Origin of the sequence: Candidatus Pantoea gossypiicola (assembly GCF_008632075.1) — a bacterium.
GTDB lineage: Bacteria > Pseudomonadota > Gammaproteobacteria > Enterobacterales > Enterobacteriaceae > Pantoea > Pantoea gossypiicola.
Genome location: NZ_VWVM01000010.1, coordinates 67149 through 83666 on the forward strand (window position 1 = coordinate 67149; position 16518 = coordinate 83666).

The 16518-nt window shown below is 57.7% G+C and carries 17 protein-coding genes; 5 read left to right on the top strand and 12 right to left on the bottom strand.

Translation table 11 applies throughout. The features are described 5' to 3' along the window. Positions 1–45: 45 nt before the first annotated feature. Entirely contained in the window at positions 46–438 is a 393-nt protein-coding gene (locus F3I20_RS14160; protein WP_150013093.1) for a cell envelope integrity TolA C-terminal domain-containing protein, read from the top strand. On the opposite strand, the gene qhpR is transcribed toward F3I20_RS14160, so the two are convergent. Together qhpR and F3I20_RS14170 are read right to left on the bottom strand one after the other, a co-directional pair. Then, positions 435–1502: an AraC-like transcriptional regulator QhpR gene (gene qhpR, locus F3I20_RS14165; protein ID WP_150013091.1), complete on the bottom strand. Its 1068-nt coding sequence runs from the start codon at positions 1500–1502 to the stop codon at positions 435–437. The genes F3I20_RS14160 and qhpR overlap by 4 nt on opposite strands. Before the next feature lie 162 nt (positions 1503–1664). Next, the gene (locus F3I20_RS14170) at positions 1665–2669 is read right to left on the bottom strand and encodes a phosphotransferase enzyme family protein (RefSeq protein ID WP_150037868.1); all 1005 of its coding nucleotides are present in this window, start codon (positions 2667–2669) and stop codon (positions 1665–1667) included. A 249-nt stretch (positions 2670–2918) separates the two neighbouring features. Between F3I20_RS14170 and eat the strand changes: the two genes are divergently transcribed. After that, on the top strand, positions 2919–4283 hold the full coding sequence (gene eat / locus F3I20_RS14175; protein WP_150037833.1) for an ethanolamine permease: 1365 nt from the start codon (positions 2919–2921) through the stop codon (positions 4281–4283). 82 nt (positions 4284–4365) lie between these two features. Here the strand turns inward: eat and mak are convergent, their stop codons facing one another. After that, positions 4366–5277, bottom strand: coding sequence for a fructokinase (mak, locus tag F3I20_RS14180; RefSeq protein WP_013356950.1), 912 nt, complete (start codon positions 5275–5277; stop codon positions 4366–4368). Between the two features lie 146 nt (positions 5278–5423). Between mak and rdgC the strand changes: the two genes are divergently transcribed. Next, positions 5424–6335, top strand: coding sequence for a recombination-associated protein RdgC (gene rdgC, locus F3I20_RS14185; RefSeq protein WP_150037834.1), 912 nt, complete (start codon positions 5424–5426; stop codon positions 6333–6335). A gap of 254 nt (positions 6336–6589) precedes the next feature. Here the strand turns inward: rdgC and ppnP are convergent, their stop codons facing one another. From ppnP to aroL, 7 genes are all read right to left on the bottom strand, one after another. Next, positions 6590–6886 (bottom strand): pyrimidine/purine nucleoside phosphorylase, encoded by a 297-nt coding sequence (gene ppnP / locus F3I20_RS14190; RefSeq protein WP_013356948.1) that lies wholly within the window; start codon positions 6884–6886, stop codon positions 6590–6592. A 95-nt stretch (positions 6887–6981) separates the two neighbouring features. Further along, entirely contained in the window at positions 6982–7659 is a 678-nt protein-coding gene (locus F3I20_RS14195) for an AroM family protein (protein ID WP_150037835.1), read from the bottom strand. 1 nt (position 7660) lies between these two features. Next, positions 7661–8593: a DUF1177 domain-containing protein gene (locus F3I20_RS14200; protein ID WP_150037836.1), complete on the bottom strand. Its 933-nt coding sequence runs from the start codon at positions 8591–8593 to the stop codon at positions 7661–7663. A gap of 3 nt (positions 8594–8596) precedes the next feature. Beyond that, complete coding sequence (locus tag F3I20_RS14205) at positions 8597–10162, bottom strand: OPT/YSL family transporter (RefSeq protein ID WP_150037837.1); 1566 nt, start codon at positions 10160–10162, stop codon at positions 8597–8599. A 286-nt stretch (positions 10163–10448) separates the two neighbouring features. Beyond that, a complete protein-coding gene (locus F3I20_RS14210; protein ID WP_150037838.1) occupies positions 10449–11201 on the bottom strand; it encodes an IclR family transcriptional regulator in 753 nt (250 codons plus the stop codon). A gap of 330 nt (positions 11202–11531) precedes the next feature. Next, positions 11532–11723 (bottom strand): YaiA family protein, encoded by a 192-nt coding sequence (locus F3I20_RS14215; RefSeq protein ID WP_033731718.1) that lies wholly within the window; start codon positions 11721–11723, stop codon positions 11532–11534. A 111-nt stretch (positions 11724–11834) separates the two neighbouring features. Next, positions 11835–12359, bottom strand: a complete 525-nt coding sequence (gene aroL / locus F3I20_RS14220) for a shikimate kinase AroL (protein WP_150013077.1) — start codon at positions 12357–12359, stop codon at positions 11835–11837. A 315-nt stretch (positions 12360–12674) separates the two neighbouring features. On the opposite strand from aroL, the gene F3I20_RS14225 reads away from it, so the two are divergent. Then, positions 12675–13400, top strand: a complete 726-nt coding sequence (locus F3I20_RS14225; RefSeq protein ID WP_150037839.1) for a DUF2076 domain-containing protein — start codon at positions 12675–12677, stop codon at positions 13398–13400. On the opposite strand, the gene F3I20_RS14230 is transcribed toward F3I20_RS14225, so the two are convergent. Then, on the bottom strand, positions 13397–13852 hold the full coding sequence (locus F3I20_RS14230; RefSeq protein ID WP_150037869.1) for a YaiI/YqxD family protein: 456 nt from the start codon (positions 13850–13852) through the stop codon (positions 13397–13399). The genes F3I20_RS14225 and F3I20_RS14230 overlap by 4 nt on opposite strands. Positions 13853–14020: 168 nt before the next feature. Between F3I20_RS14230 and proC the strand changes: the two genes are divergently transcribed. Next, positions 14021–14833 (top strand): pyrroline-5-carboxylate reductase, encoded by an 813-nt coding sequence (gene proC / locus F3I20_RS14235; RefSeq protein WP_150037840.1) that lies wholly within the window; start codon positions 14021–14023, stop codon positions 14831–14833. 53 nt (positions 14834–14886) lie between these two features. Here the strand turns inward: proC and F3I20_RS14240 are convergent, their stop codons facing one another. Then, positions 14887–16413 carry an FAD-dependent oxidoreductase gene (locus F3I20_RS14240; protein WP_150037841.1) on the bottom strand — a complete coding sequence of 509 codons (1527 nt, stop codon included), beginning with the start codon at positions 16411–16413 and terminating at the stop codon, positions 14887–14889. Between the last annotated feature and the right edge of the window lie 105 nt (positions 16414–16518).

Below are 16518 nucleotides of genomic sequence, written 5' to 3' on the forward strand. Positions count from 1 at the left end.
TCGGCAGCAGACCGCAAGATCTTTAGAAAAAAAATGGCTAATTTAATGAATTTAATTAATACGATAGTGAGAATATTGCCAGGTGTGATTATTGCAGTGTTGCTCAGCGCCTGTCAGCAACCCGTGTCAAAGCAGCGTGATAGCGTGGCAAATCTGTGTGAGCCTGTGAAGGATCCGGACAGCAAACCCTGTCACTGGACTAATCAAATGCAGCCGCTACTGAACCGGCAGTTTACTGATGCAGCGCGTTATGCCGGTCAGCAATGTCTGGTACGGATGGAGTGGCAGCAACACAGCAGACATTATGCGGTGACGCAGACTCAGGGGGATGAGGCACTCTGCCTGCGTGCCTGGCAGCTGGTGGCACAGACCCGCGATCTGCCACCGCCGCCGGAGCCAGGACAACCGGCGTGGTTTGGCTTTGCGCCGCGTGGTTAGCTGGCCAGACCTTCCTGACGCCACTGGCGCGGACTGATGCCAAACCAGCGGCGGAATGCGCGTGAGAACGCGCTGACTTCCGAGTAGCCCAGCAGCAGCGCCATCTCCGAGATTGGCAGCTGCTTCTGCTGCAGATAGTGCGTCGCCATTTCGCAGCGCACCTGATCCACCAGCGCGGTAAAGCTGCTGCCCTCTTCGCGCAGCCGCCGCTGCAGTGACCAGCTCGACAGCCCGAGTTTATCCGCCACCTCTTCCAGCACCGGCTCGCCCTGCATCAGCGATAAATTAACCTGCGAACGCGCCTGCTCAATCATGCTCTGCTGCGACGTCCCGCGGTTCAGCCGCCGAATCGCATCCTGCATCACCATCAACAGGATCGGATCGCTCTCCGGCATTGCGCGCAGCAGATCGCGTTTCGGGATCACCAGCGAATTAAACGGCTGATCGAACCAGACCGGCGCATCAAATACTTTGCAGTGATCGTGCCACTGCCCGGGACGCGGATGCTCGAAATGGACTTCGCGCGGTGCCCAGTGTCTGCCCGCGACGTGGCGGATCAGATTCATAAACATTCCCAGCGTCAGCTCGGCATCCTGACGGCGCGACAGGATCGCGCCGTGCCGTACCTGATAGTCGAGCCGCCAGCACTCTCCCTTATCTACCAGCCGGGCTAAGGTGTCGTGCTGATGCCAGGGAAACGCGTTAACGACATTGTGCAGCGCCTGTTCCAGCGTATCGGAGCACAAGCCAATATAGCCGATCAGGCCTAATGACTGCGGTTTAAACTGCCTGCCGTAGTGCAAACCGAAGTTATCAAAACCGGAGTGACGCGCCGCCTCTTCCAGTACCCGACAGTAGTTAACCAGCCCCAGGCTCAGCGTTGGGCTGGCCAGTCGCTCCGGATCGATGCCGCTAATGCCAAAAATGCGCTCAACATCGCCGCCCTGAGTATGAATAAACTCGCTTAAACCGGTTGCTGCCGCAGCCAGCACGCCGTGATTGCCTGCTCCCGCTGCTGCAGAGCAGGCCGCAAACGCATCAGGCTTGATCAGTGTCGGATTCATGGTCGCCTCAGTGAGAAGTCAGGTGGATCACCCGTTCCTGAGATCAGAGCAAATTCCATACCAGGTCCCTGAACCCCGCCGCACCGCCTGCGGGCGGTCCGGACTGCGCGCGGACACGGCATCCGGCACTGCGGCGGCGCAGCCACGCCCGCCGCTGGTGCATCAGACGCCGACCGGCAGCGGCTTCCCCTCAAGATAATCGCGGCAGAGGCGGACCGAGTGACTGGCCCACGCCGGGCCGAGACTGCGCGCCATTTCGGTTTCAGCATGCGATCCTACCCAGGCAGTGAGCTGGATACGACGCTGGATCAGCAGCGCAGGCAGCATGGCCATCTCCGCATCGCTGATATGCGCCACCTGCTCATAACCGCGGATCCAGTGTTCGATCCACTCTGGCGCGCGCGGATGATGCTCAACAAAACTGATCGCTGCCGCCAGATCGTGCAGATACCAGCCGAGTCCGCAGTCATCGAAGTCGATCACCCGCGTTTCACCCTTGTGCAGCAGCAGATTGGTCAGTCGCAGATCGGCGTGGATCAGACCATAGCGATCCGATCCCTTACCAAACTGCGCCATCGCCGCGCCGACCTGCGCGATCGTCTGTTCAACGATGCCGTGATCGGCGGGAGGCAGATTGGGCGCATCCTGCCAGCGTCCCCAGTGACTCTCAGCGCTGGTCATGGTGTGGTGATCCCAGATGATGCGCTGGAAACCCGCGGGTGGCTGCCACTGTTTACTGTGCTGATGCAGCCGCGCGGTAATCTGGCCCAGTTGCTGAAAGGCGCGGGGATCAACGTCGGTGGTCGGCATCTCCCCGTCGATCCAGTGAAACAGCACCACGTAGCGCTCACTGCCATCCGGCAGCCGCAGCGTCAGCACCGTTTCGCCCGCATTGTCCGGCACGGCTTCCGGCACCCTGATGCCGGTTTCGCGCAGCGCGTCGAGCCATAGCAGTTCGCTGAGGATATCCGCTTTCTGATGGTAATCGCCGCGATGCAGCCGCAGCGCATAACGCCGGCCGGCCGCTTTCACCAGGAACGTGGCATTCTCTGAGCGGCACAGCAGGCTGAGCTGCCCCTGTAGCGCAGCGGGATAACAGGCCAGCGCCTGCTGCGCCATCAGGGTCAGTTGGGAATCAGTCAGGTTGTCATATTGTTTAGCGCTCATCATCCGGCTCCTTTTCACTTGCGTTATCTCAGCATGCGTTGCCAGAAGGTGAGCTGCTTGACCTCAGAAGAGACAAAGTTGACCGCAGCGTGCAGCTGGCCAGGTTGTTGCCTGTAAGTTGACCGTGGAGGACAGAAGTCACTACGCCCGCGTCAAGTCGTGGTGAGTAATGCAGCGGCATTATCCCCTTACTTTAGTAGTTATGGCGGTGTAACGCCGCGTGAGACCAACAACGACGGGGATAACAGTATGACAAACAGACTCAAGCCCACGCTGGGCACCCTGCATCTGTGGGGGATTGCGGTTGGCCTGGTGATCTCAGGCGAATATTTTGGCTGGAGTTACGGCTGGGCCGTGGCGGGCACGCTGGGATTTCTGGTCACTACCGCGCTGATCGCCACGCTCTACACCTGCTTTATTTTTAGCTTCACCGAGCTGACCACCGCAATCCCCCATGCGGGCGGACCCTTTGCCTATAGCCGTCGCGCCTTTGGCGAAACCGGCGGGCTGATTGCTGGTCTGGCGACGCTGATTGAGTTTGTCTTTGCGCCACCGGCGATTGCCATGGCGATCGGGGCTTATCTCAACGTGCAGTATCCCGAACTCAATCCGAAAACCGCGGCGGTCGGCGCGTACCTGCTGTTTATGACGCTGAATATTCTCGGTGTAAAACTGGCGGCGATGTTCGAACTGGTCGTTACCGTGCTGGCAGTTATTGAACTGCTGGTATTTATGGGCGTGGTCTCACCTGGCTTCAGCCTGGCGAACTTCGCCGCACACGGCTGGGCGGGCAGCGACAGCTTCGGCCTGCCCGCCTTCTCCGGCATTTTCGCCGCCATTCCCTTCGCTATCTGGTTTTTCCTTGCCATTGAAGGCGCAGCGATGGCAGCCGAAGAGGCGAAAGATCCGACCCGGACGATTCCCCGCGCCTATATCAGCGGGATCCTGACGCTGGTGGTGCTGGCAATTGGCGTGATGCTGATGGCGGGCGGCGCAGGTGACTGGCGCAAACTGGCTGACATTAACGATCCGCTGCCGCAGGCGATGAAAATGATCGTTGGCGAACACTCTAACTGGATGCATATGCTGGTGTGGATTGGGCTGTTTGGCCTGATTGCCAGCTTCCACGGCATCATCCTCGGCTACTCACGGCAGTTTTTTGCCCTGGCCCGCGCGGGCTATCTGCCGCCTTCGCTGGCAAAACTGTCGCGTTTCCAGACACCGCATCGCGCGATTATTCTCGGCGGCGTGCTGGGCATCGCGGCGATTTACAGCGATGGCGTCATTAATCTGCAGGGGATGACGCTGACGGCGGCGATGATCACCATGGCGGTCTTCGGCGCGATTGTGATGTACATCATGAGCATGCTGAGTCTGTTTAAACTGCGCCGCAGCGCGCCGGAGATGGTGCGCAGTTTCCGCGCGCCGGGCTATCCGATTGTGCCGGGCATCGCCCTGCTGCTGTCAGTCGTCTGCCTGCTGGCGATGCTGTGGTTTAATCCGGTGATTGGGGCGCTGTTTGTCGCCATTATGCTGGTCGGCTATCTCTACTTCCTGGCCACCAAAGCGCAGCGCGATCGGGCACCGCAGGACACGATGCTGGCTGGCGAATAACCGCGACGCGGCAGGGTGCTGCCCCAGAGGATGACGGTTCAGCACCCGGGCTTCAGGTGCTGAACCGCAGACAGGAACGGCATCAGCCATTAAGCGGCCAGAGCCACGCCGCACCGCGCACACCGCTGGAATCGCCATGCTGCGCCTTCAGTACCGGCGTTTCACACTCCCCGCCAAATACCCACTTCTTCATCAGTACCGGCACGGTCTGATAGAGCCGATCCACATTGCTCATCCCGCCACCCAGCACGATCACGTCGGGATCAATCAGGTTCACCACCTGCGCCAGTGATTTGGCCAGCCGCAGCTCATAGCGGCTCATCGCCAGTTCGGCGATCGGATCCTGCTGTGCCAGCAGCGAAACGATCTCTGCGCCTTTGCGATGCACGCCGCTCAGCCGCTGATAGTCGATACCAAAACCGGTGCCAGAAACAAAGGTCTCGATGCAGCCCTGCTGCCCGCAATAACAGGGCACTTCCTGGCGGTAGCGCAGCTCATCTTCATCCATCCACGGCAGCGGATTGTGGCCCCACTCGCCAGCATTGCCGTTGCCACCGATGCGCGACTCCCCGTTGATTGCTACACCCGCGCCCGACCCGGTGCCGATGATCACGGCAAAGACCAGCGACTGTCCGGCTCCCGCCCCATCAACCGCTTCCGATACCGCCAGGCAGTTAGCATCGTTGGCGATGCGCACTTCCCGATTCAGCGCCTGAGCCAGATCTTTATCCAGCGGCTGACCGTTGAGCCAGGTGGAGTTGGCATTTTTCACCCGCTTACTGAAGGGCGAAAGCGAGCCAGGGATCCCAAGGCCGACCGTACCGGTCTCGCCGGTTTTCTGCTCTGCCAGTGTGACCAGATCGACAATCGCCTGCACCGTTGCCTGATAGTCATCACGCGGGGTATTCACCCGATGGCGGAACAGCTCCTGTCCCTTATCCGACAATGCAATCACTTCTGTCTTGGTGCCACCCAGATCTATGCCTATGCGCACGGTTACGTCCTCGTTATTCATTCAGGTGAGAGATACAGTAGAAGGCGGCTGCCTTAAAGGCAATGAAACCACTCCGATGTTTCGCTATCATGCGCGCTGACTCTCGCAGACTTGTGCGCCCGATCGCGCCCCGGTAAGGAATCCCGATGTTGTGGTTTAAAAATATGATGGTTTATCGTCTGAATCGTGACATTCCGTTGTCCGCAGATGAGATGGAAAAACAGCTCGACGCCTTCACGTTTTCACCGTGTGGCAGTCAGGATATGAGCAAGACCGGCTGGGTCCCGCCAATGGGTAACCGCAGCGACGCGCTGACCCATGAGAACAACGGCCAGATTGTGATTTGCGCCCGCAAAGAGGAGAAAATCCTGCCGTCGCCGGTCGTGAAACAGGCGCTGGAAGCGAAAATCGACAAGCTGGAATCTGAGCAGAGCCGCAAGCTCAAAAAGACGGAGAAAGACTCCCTGAAAGATGAAGTGCTGCACAGCCTGCTGCCGCGCGCCTTCAGCCGTTTCAGCCAGACTTATCTGTGGATCGACACGGTCAACAATCTGATTATGGTTGACTGTGCCAGCGCGAAAAAAGCGGAAGATACCCTGGCGCTGCTGCGCAAAAGCCTGGGTTCACTGCCAGTGGTGCCGCTGACGCTGGAAAACCCGATTGAGCTGACCCTGACCGAATGGGTACGTTCGGGCGACCTGCCAGCCGGTTTTGCGCTGATGGATGAAGCGGAACTGAAAGCGCTGCTGGAAGATGGCGGCGTGATCCGCTGTAAGAAACAGGATCTGGTGTGTGATGAGATTGCCAACCATATCGAAGCGGGAAAGCTGGTGACCAAACTGGCACTCGACTGGCAGGAGCGCATTCAGTTCGTGCTGGCGGATGACGGTTCGGTGAAACGTCTGAAGTTCAGCGACACGCTGCGTGACCAGAACGACGATATCGACCGCGAAGATTTTGCCCAGCGCTTTGATGCGGACTTTATTCTGATGACCAGCGAACTGGCGGCACTGACCAGCAATCTGGTGGAAGCGTTAGGCGGCGAAGCCCAGCGTTAAGCTGTAACCGGCAGAATCATCCGTAAAGAGGATGTTTGTCCGCACTGGCTGTGAGACCGTGCCGGCACAGGAAACACGGTCAGATCGGAAAGTCGCAAAAATGTCATCCATGACAGCTCGGCCCGCGCCGTCCATGGCGCGGGACGCTTTCCTCTTCTGACCGTGTTACCTGTGCGTTAAGCTTATTCATTGCTGCGTGAATCACCCTATCCGGGGTTCACTGCAAACTAAAAGGGCCGCTTAGCGGCCTTTTTTTAATCTTTATCTTTCAGGTAACGGCAGAGATAGGAACTTGGCTCGCCAACCTGCAGATGAAATTCGCTGTGACCCGGCACGTTAAATACCGAACCCGCTTCAAACCATTTCCACTCGGTCTCACCTGGCAGCAGCACCTTAAGCGAGCCGCTGACCACGGTCATCTCTTCCGGCTGGCCGGTACCAAATGTGTATTCACCTTCAGCCATCACGCCCACGCTGGCACGGCCGGTGCTCGCACTGTCAAAACCGATAGATTTAACTTTTCCGTCAAAATACTCACTTACGTTGAGCATAATAGTTCTCCAGAGCACATGTTGTGTGTCAGGCAGTGTAGAAGGGAACCCGCTGATCTGTCACGCGAAATGATGGCGGTTTGTGATCGCCTGCATCAGGGCAGCAGCTCCGCCGCCAGTCGGGCTACCAGCTGATTAGAGAGCAGAACCGGCACATCCAGCCGCTGCTGTAACCATGCCCGATGCTGCTGGTGATAGCCCATGCAGTCAAGCACCACCAGCTCTGCGCCCTGCGCTTTCAGACGGTTTGCGGCATCGGCGAAGGTTGCCTCATCGCCCGGATAAGGGCTGGCGACCGCAAAACAGGGCTCCGCAGGCAGTGGCTGCCACTTGCCGGCCTGTTCAACAATCTGCTCCTCAACCGGCACCACAATACCGATCCGCTGCTGCTGCACCATGGCGCGGAGAAGCGGAGGAATGATGCGATCCGGCTCCAGCAGCAGCGCACGCTGGGTCACAAGTCGGCTGAATTCACCGGTGCATAGCAACAGAATAGTGTCATACCCCAACTGCTCCAGCGCGCTGATTTTACGCTGTAATCCCTGCTCCACCTTCGACGCCGACAGCCGCACCTGTTCGCCACTCTGTAACCGCGACACCAGAACCCTGTCGCCCGCGGCTGGCGCGAAGTGGTCGGCAATCTCAGCGGTGCTGAGTCCATCCAGCAGACCGGCATGATCGGTCACCGCATCCGGCAGATGCTGACGCAGCAACGGCAGAATATCGCTGCGCGGCGACTGCCCGATTGTCAGGGTCGCCAGTGATTTCGCCATTTTAATGGTTCCGGTGGCGCAGGTGCGCCAGGCTGCCATAGAGCGTAATCAGCCGCGCATACTCTTCAGCGTCATAGAAGTGACAGGTTCCACGACCAAACTCCTTCGCCACCTCAATAGCAAACTTTGCCGCTGCTGCAATGTCCACCTCATGACTGGCCCCGGTTCCGCAGCCCGGCACCACCGACTCGGCGGTGATCGCCACACCGACCACCGGCACATCGGTGGCGGTCGAGGGTTGCAGGATGCTGTTGAGGTGATAAACACCATTGCCGTAAGGTGTAATATCCTGCGTAGTGATGGGAAAGGTCACCGCCGGACGACCGCTGGTCATCTCCATGATGCGCAGCAGATCTTCCGACACCCTCAGGATATAGCCCTCTTTCACCGTCGGCGACAGGGCAAATCCTTTGTGATTGATGATGCGGTTACCTTTGGTGGTATCGATCGACAGAATCGCATCCACGTCCGTCACCACTTCATTGTCATTCATGGTGACATCATCAATCGGCGAATCCATAAAATCGACCGGCTGATGCGGCCGTGTCGGTGCATCAGGACAGATATGGGTAGTGATGATTACGTCGCCGGCGAGCCTGTCGCCTTTGCTCTGCATCTGCGCCAGTTTAAGCGCGCTGGCGATCGCCGCTATCGCGCCATCCGCATCGGATACCATGCCAATACGGCCCGGGCGGGCACCAATGCCACCCAGGCGACCAATGATGCCCAGCGTCGGTGCCGTGCCGCCGCCTGATTTACCCTCCGTACCCGGGATATCAATGCGCACAAAATCAGTACGACCTTTGGGGCCGGTGACGCGGGTAAAGCGGGCCATCACGTCCGGATAAGAGGTAAACAGATCCACGACCTGCTGCCCGTCAATGTGGGCACTATCCAGTAACTCGAAAACCGCCAGGGTCTGCTGCAAGCTCATGCGTTATCCTTTATTTTTGCTGCTGCTGGCAAACAGCGAATGAAAGAAGCTATAGAGGGCATCACCGGCAATGAAGCCTGCCGCCATGACCTCCATGGGCGACCGGCCGCGTTCGCCCCAGATGCGAATGATCACAATGCGTAAGGCGATCCCCACCACCACCGCCCAGCCCGCCATCGCATTATTAATTAATAAACCGGTGGCGAGCAGCACGCCCAGCTGCCGTTTCGGCCCGCCGATCAGCTGGATAAGGGCACCCGGAATAGCCCACATCAGCAGATTTCCGGCGATACCGGGTTCAGCACCCGCCTGAATTGTTTTGGCATACACCCGCGCCACTGGCGGCAGAAGATTGTCTGTAAAGAAAAAGGTGTGCGCGTACCAGACAAGAGGAATCGACACCACAAAGGCGATCATGGCTGCGATCAACTGTATACGACGTCCCCACAATTCCTGCTGCAGATCGGCACCGTTACCGCGCAGGATAAAGCCCGCCTTCAGGTCATAGCCCATGTCAGCAAACGCCGGGCCGGTAGCGGCCGTAAAGCCGCACAGCAGGCAGAGCGCCAGCGGTGGAAAGCCGATCAGAATGCCGATAATCAGCGTAATCAGCGCCACGGCAAAGGCCGGGAACCAGCCGGAGTGCATGGCGGCAATGCCAACTATCAGTTCATGGGCGAAAGCGGCAAACGCAGCATAGAGAACAAACAGCAGCAGCATCACAATGCCCATCTCACTCCACAGGCCACCCGCCAGGGCCAGTAGCGCCGAAATCACGATATATCCCACGCTGCCAACACCCAGCGCCCGCTGCACCTCATTACCGTTGCGGCTCACCGTCAGCGCATCATTTTTACGGCTGCGGATGACCATCACCACCTGAATCAGCGCCACCAGACCGGCACCGACCATAACGCCATGCGGAATATAGAGCGCATTGATATCAATACCGGCCACCGGCTGTGCATAGGCGCGCAGCAGAAAACCGATGCCAAGCATCGACAGCGCCCAGATATTGCCAATAAACGCGGTGCCAAAAGCGGACATCGGAATTTTCAGCATGGCACCAACAACGCCACCGGCAATGCCCGCGACCAGCAGCCACGCCTGGCGTCCGCCTTTATCTCCCGCTTTAATCGCTTCTGCTGCTGCAACGCCTGGCGGCCAGGCATTACTGGCCGGAAAGACGCGGGTATCAAATAGCCGATAGAGCAGCCAGGCATCGAGCAGCATCGCGGCGCTGACGCCACAGAATAGCGGCAGCACCAGCTGAGGCTCACCCAGCGCCCAGGGCACGGCAATCGGCATCAGCAGACTATTAGCCGCCCCGAAGGTCGCTGAAGAGATGGCGGTCTGCGCCAGGTTCTGGATTTCAATCGAACGATAACGGCGAAATGCCTGCAGCGGAATACGCGCCAGCAGCATGGCAAACAGCGCCCCGATAATGGAGGTATTAGGCGTTACGCCAATCGTCGTAATCAGCTGAATGCCGATAATGGCACCCGCGATAGAAAGAAAAATTAAAACCAGTGCCACGCCAACGTGCCTGATTGGATTTACCCGTTCCATATGTCCCCGCCAGTCCTTGTTGAGAAGAAATGAAATAACGTCTGCCTGCCTGCTGACAGGTTTACGCCGGTTTTCTGGTTCACTGCTCTGATGCGCGCCGCATAGCAACAGCTATTGCAGATGGCCGTCACCCCTTATGCTGACCCGATACAGGAGACAGGGGTGACGAACACAGGCAACCGGGTTGCTGCGAACAACATAGCGATCAGATTGAAAGAAAAAGGCCCGAAGGCCCTGGTTTTCCCTGGTGTGGCGAAAGTATTACGCCGATAAAATCGTGGTGAAGTTACGCGCCATATTTGTCGGTCATCTCTGTGGCCGTTGCACGTAATGCTTCAAGGAGCGCTGGCGGGAAACCCGGTTCACTCTCCTGTGACAGAAACGACAGGCAGAGTGCCACCGTTTCGCCATGATGTTTGTTATGAACAATGACCGACAGCGAGCTGATGCCTGGCAGCGATTCATTGCGGGCCAGGGACCAGCCGTGCTGGCGGATGTCAGCCAGTCTGGCACAGAGTGCCTCGGGACTTTGCGGCGAGTTCGCCGGGCCAGCCTGCCAGTGATCATGGAAGCGCGCCATGACCTCTTCGTCACTGAGTTGCGCTAACAGCGCCCGGCCGGTTGACGTCGCAGCAGCAGGCATTCGACTGCCGGGCGGCGTGACCATCTGCGTAAAGTGACGCCCATGAAACATGCGCATCACTAATACTTCCCGTCCATCGAGCTTCGACACGTATCCCATGCAACCGGTCTTCGCTGCCAGCCGGACCATCGCTGCTGAAACGCTGTCAACCAGCGGTGCCGAGAGGTAATGACCGGCGGCGGCCAGCAATACGCGACCAATATGATAACCGCGCGTGTCCGTATCCCGCTCCAGCAGCCCCTGACTTTCCATCGTGGCCAGAAGACGCGAAACGGTGCTCTTCGGCAGCGTCAGCGCCTCAACGACCTCGCTGAATGAGAGACCGACATGCCCCTGCGTTACACCTTTATGCTGAAACAATCGGAGTACGGCAGCTGCATTTTCAAGTGTGGTCATGTAACGTGTTCCACTATATGGAACTAAGTTCCTCTGTTGGTTTGACGAAAGTAAAACGCGACGCTGAATCGGTCAAGCGACAATTCAATACTCACCGTTATCGGCAGCAAAGAAAATAATGTGACATAAATGATTAGCGGGGCTTTATAGGGCGACGTAGAGAGAGGGCAGAACAGACGCATGAGCAGAAAGCATACGACAGTCATTCTGCGTAATTTTCGCTTCTTTAATAATCAGCTCGCCATGAGGGCACAGAGGGAGTGTACTGGGACAGCGTTGCGCTGGAAAAAACAGGCTTATCAGGCTGGCGTCCCTGCCAGCAGCAAAACTTTACTCTTTCTCGACATCTTCGTAGCGCTCTTTGGCGTCACGCGCTTCTTCTTCCGTTTCGTGCTCACTGATTAATGAATTCGGTTTAGGATGATCAGCACGCAATTCGTAGGAGGTTACTTTATTTCCCTCAGGACCCTTTTCAACAGGCACAACTTTCGCTTCACGTGGGTATGGTGGTCTGGTCGGCATAGTGTGTCCCTCTTGTCTGAATCACATTCCACAGGACAGGCTGCTGCCTGTCATAGGATCAGTATAGACAATGCCATCCGAAGCGGAATCAAAGCGGGAAAAATCTGAGGGTTAGCTGGCGCGCGCCAGAGAGAGGGAAAGCAAAATCTCTTCCACTACGCACTCAGGCGATTGCATGGCATTCACCTGATGATGAGCTGCGGCCTGATAGAGATGCGCGCGCTCACGCAGCACATCACTCATCTCATCGGCAATCGGACGTCCGGTCAGCGTCGGACGCTGAGCCGCTTCAGGTTCGCTTTCCAGTCGTTCTGCCAGCACTTCGGGCGACGCGCTGAGCCAGATCACCTGGCCCTGCTCCTGCATGAAACGGCAGTTCTCTTCAGCCAGAATCATACCGCCACCGGTGGCAATCACGGTCCCTGGTGCCGTCACCGCTTTAAGCGATTCCGTTTCACGGGCGCGAAAACCTTCCCAGCCTTCTGCCGCAACAATCTCGGCCACGCTGCGCTGCGTGCTGAGTTGCAGATGGTGATCGGTATCTGTAAAGGCGTAGCCCAGCGCCTGCGACAACGCTTCGCCGACTGTGGTTTTGCCGCAACCTCGAGCGCCAATCAAAAAGATGGGTAGTGACATCAGGGCCGTTCCTCCGCCTGACCGCGCGATGCGGCTGCATGGTTAGCTTAATAATGCGACGCATGATAACTGGAAATTATTATCGCCTCCACCTGTCAGGCATGATTTACGCATTTTCGTTACCTGAACAGCGATAATCTCCGTGTTTTCAACAGGAAAAGCATGCACGTTTTGTGCATCAGGGCGCTAACAGGACGATAAAAAACGCATAAAACAGCGTCCGGAATGCGCTGGCAATATTTGCTTACCGCCGCGATTTTACTTTTCTTACTGACACCCACATATACTGATAACCATTGCCACAGGAGAGTCATCATGCAACGCGAAGAACAACAACTGATTGAAGGGCTGTTCAGCCGTCTGAAACAGGCTGAAAGCCAGACCGCGGCACGCGATGCCGCAGCTGAACAACTGATTAACCAGCATCTTCAGGCGCAGCCGGGCGCGCCTTACTACATGGCGCAGGCGATCCTGATTCAGGAAGCGGCGCTGAAAAAACTCAATGAGAAAGTGTCAGCGCTGGAAAGTCAGGTTGCACAGTTGCAACAGCAGCAGCAACCCGCACAGAGCAGCGGCGGCTTCCTGTCGGGACTGTTTGGCAGCGGTTCGCGCCAGCAGCCGCCCGTTCAGCAGCAGCAACAGCAACAGTCGCCGTGGAACAGTGCGCCGCAACAACCGGCACAGCAGCAGTATGCCCCTGCTCAGGCAGCAGCGCCACGCGGCACCGGTTTTCTTGGCGGCGCACTGCAAACAGCGGTGGGCGTGGCTGGGGGTGTGGTGATGGCCGATATGCTGACCAGCATGTTCCACCATTCACAGCCGGAAGAGATTGTGAACATCATCAATGAGCCGCCATTGCCGGAGGTGAATGATAATCTCAACACCTTTAACGGTGGCGATGACAACGCCGATGCCTTTAACGGCGGTAACGATAACGCCTTCCTCGATCAGAACTCGGGCTGGGACAGTAATTATGCTGACAACAGCGATCTCAACGATTTTGGCGGCGGTGATTTCGACGACGACGACAGCTTCGTTTAAGTAGAGCGTTTCTGCTGAGTGAGCCAGCTATCCAGCTCATTCGCAAACTGCTGGCGGTCACGCGGACTCATCGTCGCGGGGCCGCCGGTCTGCACGCCGCTTGACCGCAGAGTATCCATAAAATCCCGCATCGTCAGGCGTTCACGTATCGTTGCCGGTGAGTAACGTTCACCGCGCGGATTCAGCGCTGCCGCCCCCTTCTCAATCACCTCAGCCGCCAGCGGAATATCGGCGGTGATAACCAGATCGCCAGGCTGACAACGTCTGACAATCTCATTGTCCGCCACATCAAATCCGGCTGGCACCTGCAGGGTGCGCAGATAAGGCGATGGCGGCACGCGCAGAAACTGGTTTGCCGCAAAAGTGACCGTGGTGGCGGTGCGATCCGCCGCACGGTAGAGCACCTCTTTGATCACATTCGGACAGGCATCGGCATCGACCCAGATAAACATCATGATTCCTTACAGTCAGAGAAGCCTGAGATCTTGCCGGGTTCTCCCTGAATGGCAAATTTTATTTGCGGCACGCTTTCCAGCCCGCACCCGGCTGACTTGTTATTCGGGCTGGCTGAAGTAAGCTAGCCCACTGAGAAAACCGAATAATGTCCTAAGGAGATGGCGATGCTGGCAAAGAAAATCGGGTTTATCGGCGGGGGAAACATGGCAAAAGCCATTATCGGCGGACTGGTCAACAGCGGCAAAATCGCCCCGTCTGATATCTTCGTTTACGATCGCAAAGCAGAGACCAACCAGGCGATGGCAGAGCAGTATGGCATTAATGCGGCAGAGAGCGCGGATGCGCTGGCGCGTGAAGTGGACATCCTCTTCGGCGCGGTAAAACCCAATGTGATCCTGAAGGTATTAAAAGAGCTGGCCAGCAGCCTGAAAAAAGAGGCGCTGGTGGTGTCGATTGCGGCGGGCGTGACGCTGGATTCGCTCTCATCGGTGCTGGGCTACGATCGTAAAATTGTCCGGGCGATGCCGAATACGCCCTCGCTGGTCAACGAAGGCATGACCTCGGTCACGCCCAACGTGCTGGTTGAGCAGGCGGAGATCGACGAGGTCGTTGCGATTTTTGAGAGCTTCGGCAAAGCGGCCGTGGTGGATGAATATCTGATTCACTCCGTGGTCGGCGTCAGCGGTTCTGCGCCGGCCTACGTCTTTATGTTTATTGAGGCGATGGCCGATGCGGCCGTACTGGGCGGCATGCCGCGCGCCCAGGCCTATCAGTTTGCTGCACAGGCGGTAAAAGGGGCGGCGGAGATGGTGCTGACCAGCGGTAAACATCCGGCTGAACTTAAAGATATGGTCTGCTCGCCTGGCGGCACCACCATCGAAGCCGTGAAGGTGCTGGAAGAAAAAGGGATGCGCTCGGCGGTGATTGAAGCGATGCAGCAGTGCATGGCGAAGTCCGAAAAACTGAGCCGCAGCTAAACGTCCAGGCATTGCGCAGGGCGGCCCGTCTCGCGGATCGCCCTGCGCGCAGCTTAACTGATGTGCGCCTGACTGAGCGCTACCGCGTCGGCAAGCGTCATCGGTTGCTGCATCCGCTCCACCAGCTCAGCGGTCAGCGTGTACATACCGCATGAACAGATCGCGGCCAGCTGTCCCTGCTGACCATAAAACGCCATAAACTTTTTGTCCTCCAGCGAGCCGATTAGCTCGAAATTATCCCATTCTGCCGCGTGTCCAACATACTCATAACGGGTGCCATACTGCGTCGTCCAGAAAAATGGCACACGATCAAAGGTGACACTCTGATCCAGCATATTCCATGCGGCGGTCTGCCCCTGCTGATGCGCGACGCGATAGTGCTCAATGCGCAGCGGACCCTGTGCCGACGGATACGTGGCGATATCACCCGCCGCCCAGATATTGTCAGCGACCCGTAAATGATCGTCTGCCTGCAGACTGCCATCCTCTGCCAGCGGCAGATCGTGGATAAAGTCGGTAGCCGGTTTAACGCCGGTCGCAAACAGCACAACATTCGCGTCCAGTTGCCGTCCGCCCTTAAGCTGCACGCCACTCACCTGCTGGTCGCCCTGCAGTGATGCGATCTCACCCTGTACCCACTTCACGCCGTTTTGCTCATGCAACTGATAGAAATAGCGGCCAATCTGATCGCCAAACCGTTTAGCAAAGGGCAGCGCCTGACGGGCAATCACTGTAACGTCGATGTCGCGGTTACGCAGTGCCGACGCCAGCTCGGTGCCGATAAAACTGTTGCCGATAATCACGATTTTATGGGTCGCATCCACCGCCTGAAGCAGCTCATCGGTCTGCGCTTTGCTGCGCAGCAGATAAACTCCGTCAAGTTCGCTGCCTGGCAAGTCGGGCCGCACAGGCTTCGCGCCGCTGGCGATCAGCAGTTTGTCGAAGGCAAGCGTTTTGCCATCGTCGAAGATTAGCCGTTGCTGCTGCGCATCGAGGCGACTCACGGTAGCCTGCACTCGTTCAACATGATCCATCACATCCGCTTTCAGCAGCTGTGGCACCTCGCTGATGTCCATTTTGCCCGACGGCACAAATTTGGTCAGCGCGGTGCGGTCGTAAGGCGCGTCCGCCTCCCGCTCAACCAGAATCAGGCGGCCTTTAAAGCCGTCATGACGCAGACGCCACAGCGCCGCGCTGCCCGCCGCGCCACCGCCCAGCACCACATAGACCGGTGCGTCTGCCCCGCTGCCAATGGGTGCAGCGGGTGACATCGCTTTTGGATTCACCAGCACCCGCCCCTGTTCGATGCGCAGCGGATACTGTTTGAGATCGGCTAGCGCCAGCGGTTCACACATTTTGCCGTCGGCCAGATCAAATGCGGCTTTGTGCCACGGGCAGACCAGCCGGTCGCCGCAGATTGCACCCTGATCCAGCGGCGCGCCCGCGTGTGGACATTTCGCCTGATACGCGCGTACGTTGTCCCCATCGCGAATCAGTAAGACCTCTACCTCACCCAGCGTTTTCTTAACCGGCTGTCGCTGCGGCAGATCGTTCAGGTCAGTGGTAAATTGGTAGTTCACGGCATGGCTCCTTTCGCTGTTTCTGGTCTGATGCTGCGCGGTAAAAAAAGAACCGCGCAAATCCCCACAAACAGTAAGTGTGGCAAAGGAAGCGGGAAGCCTGAT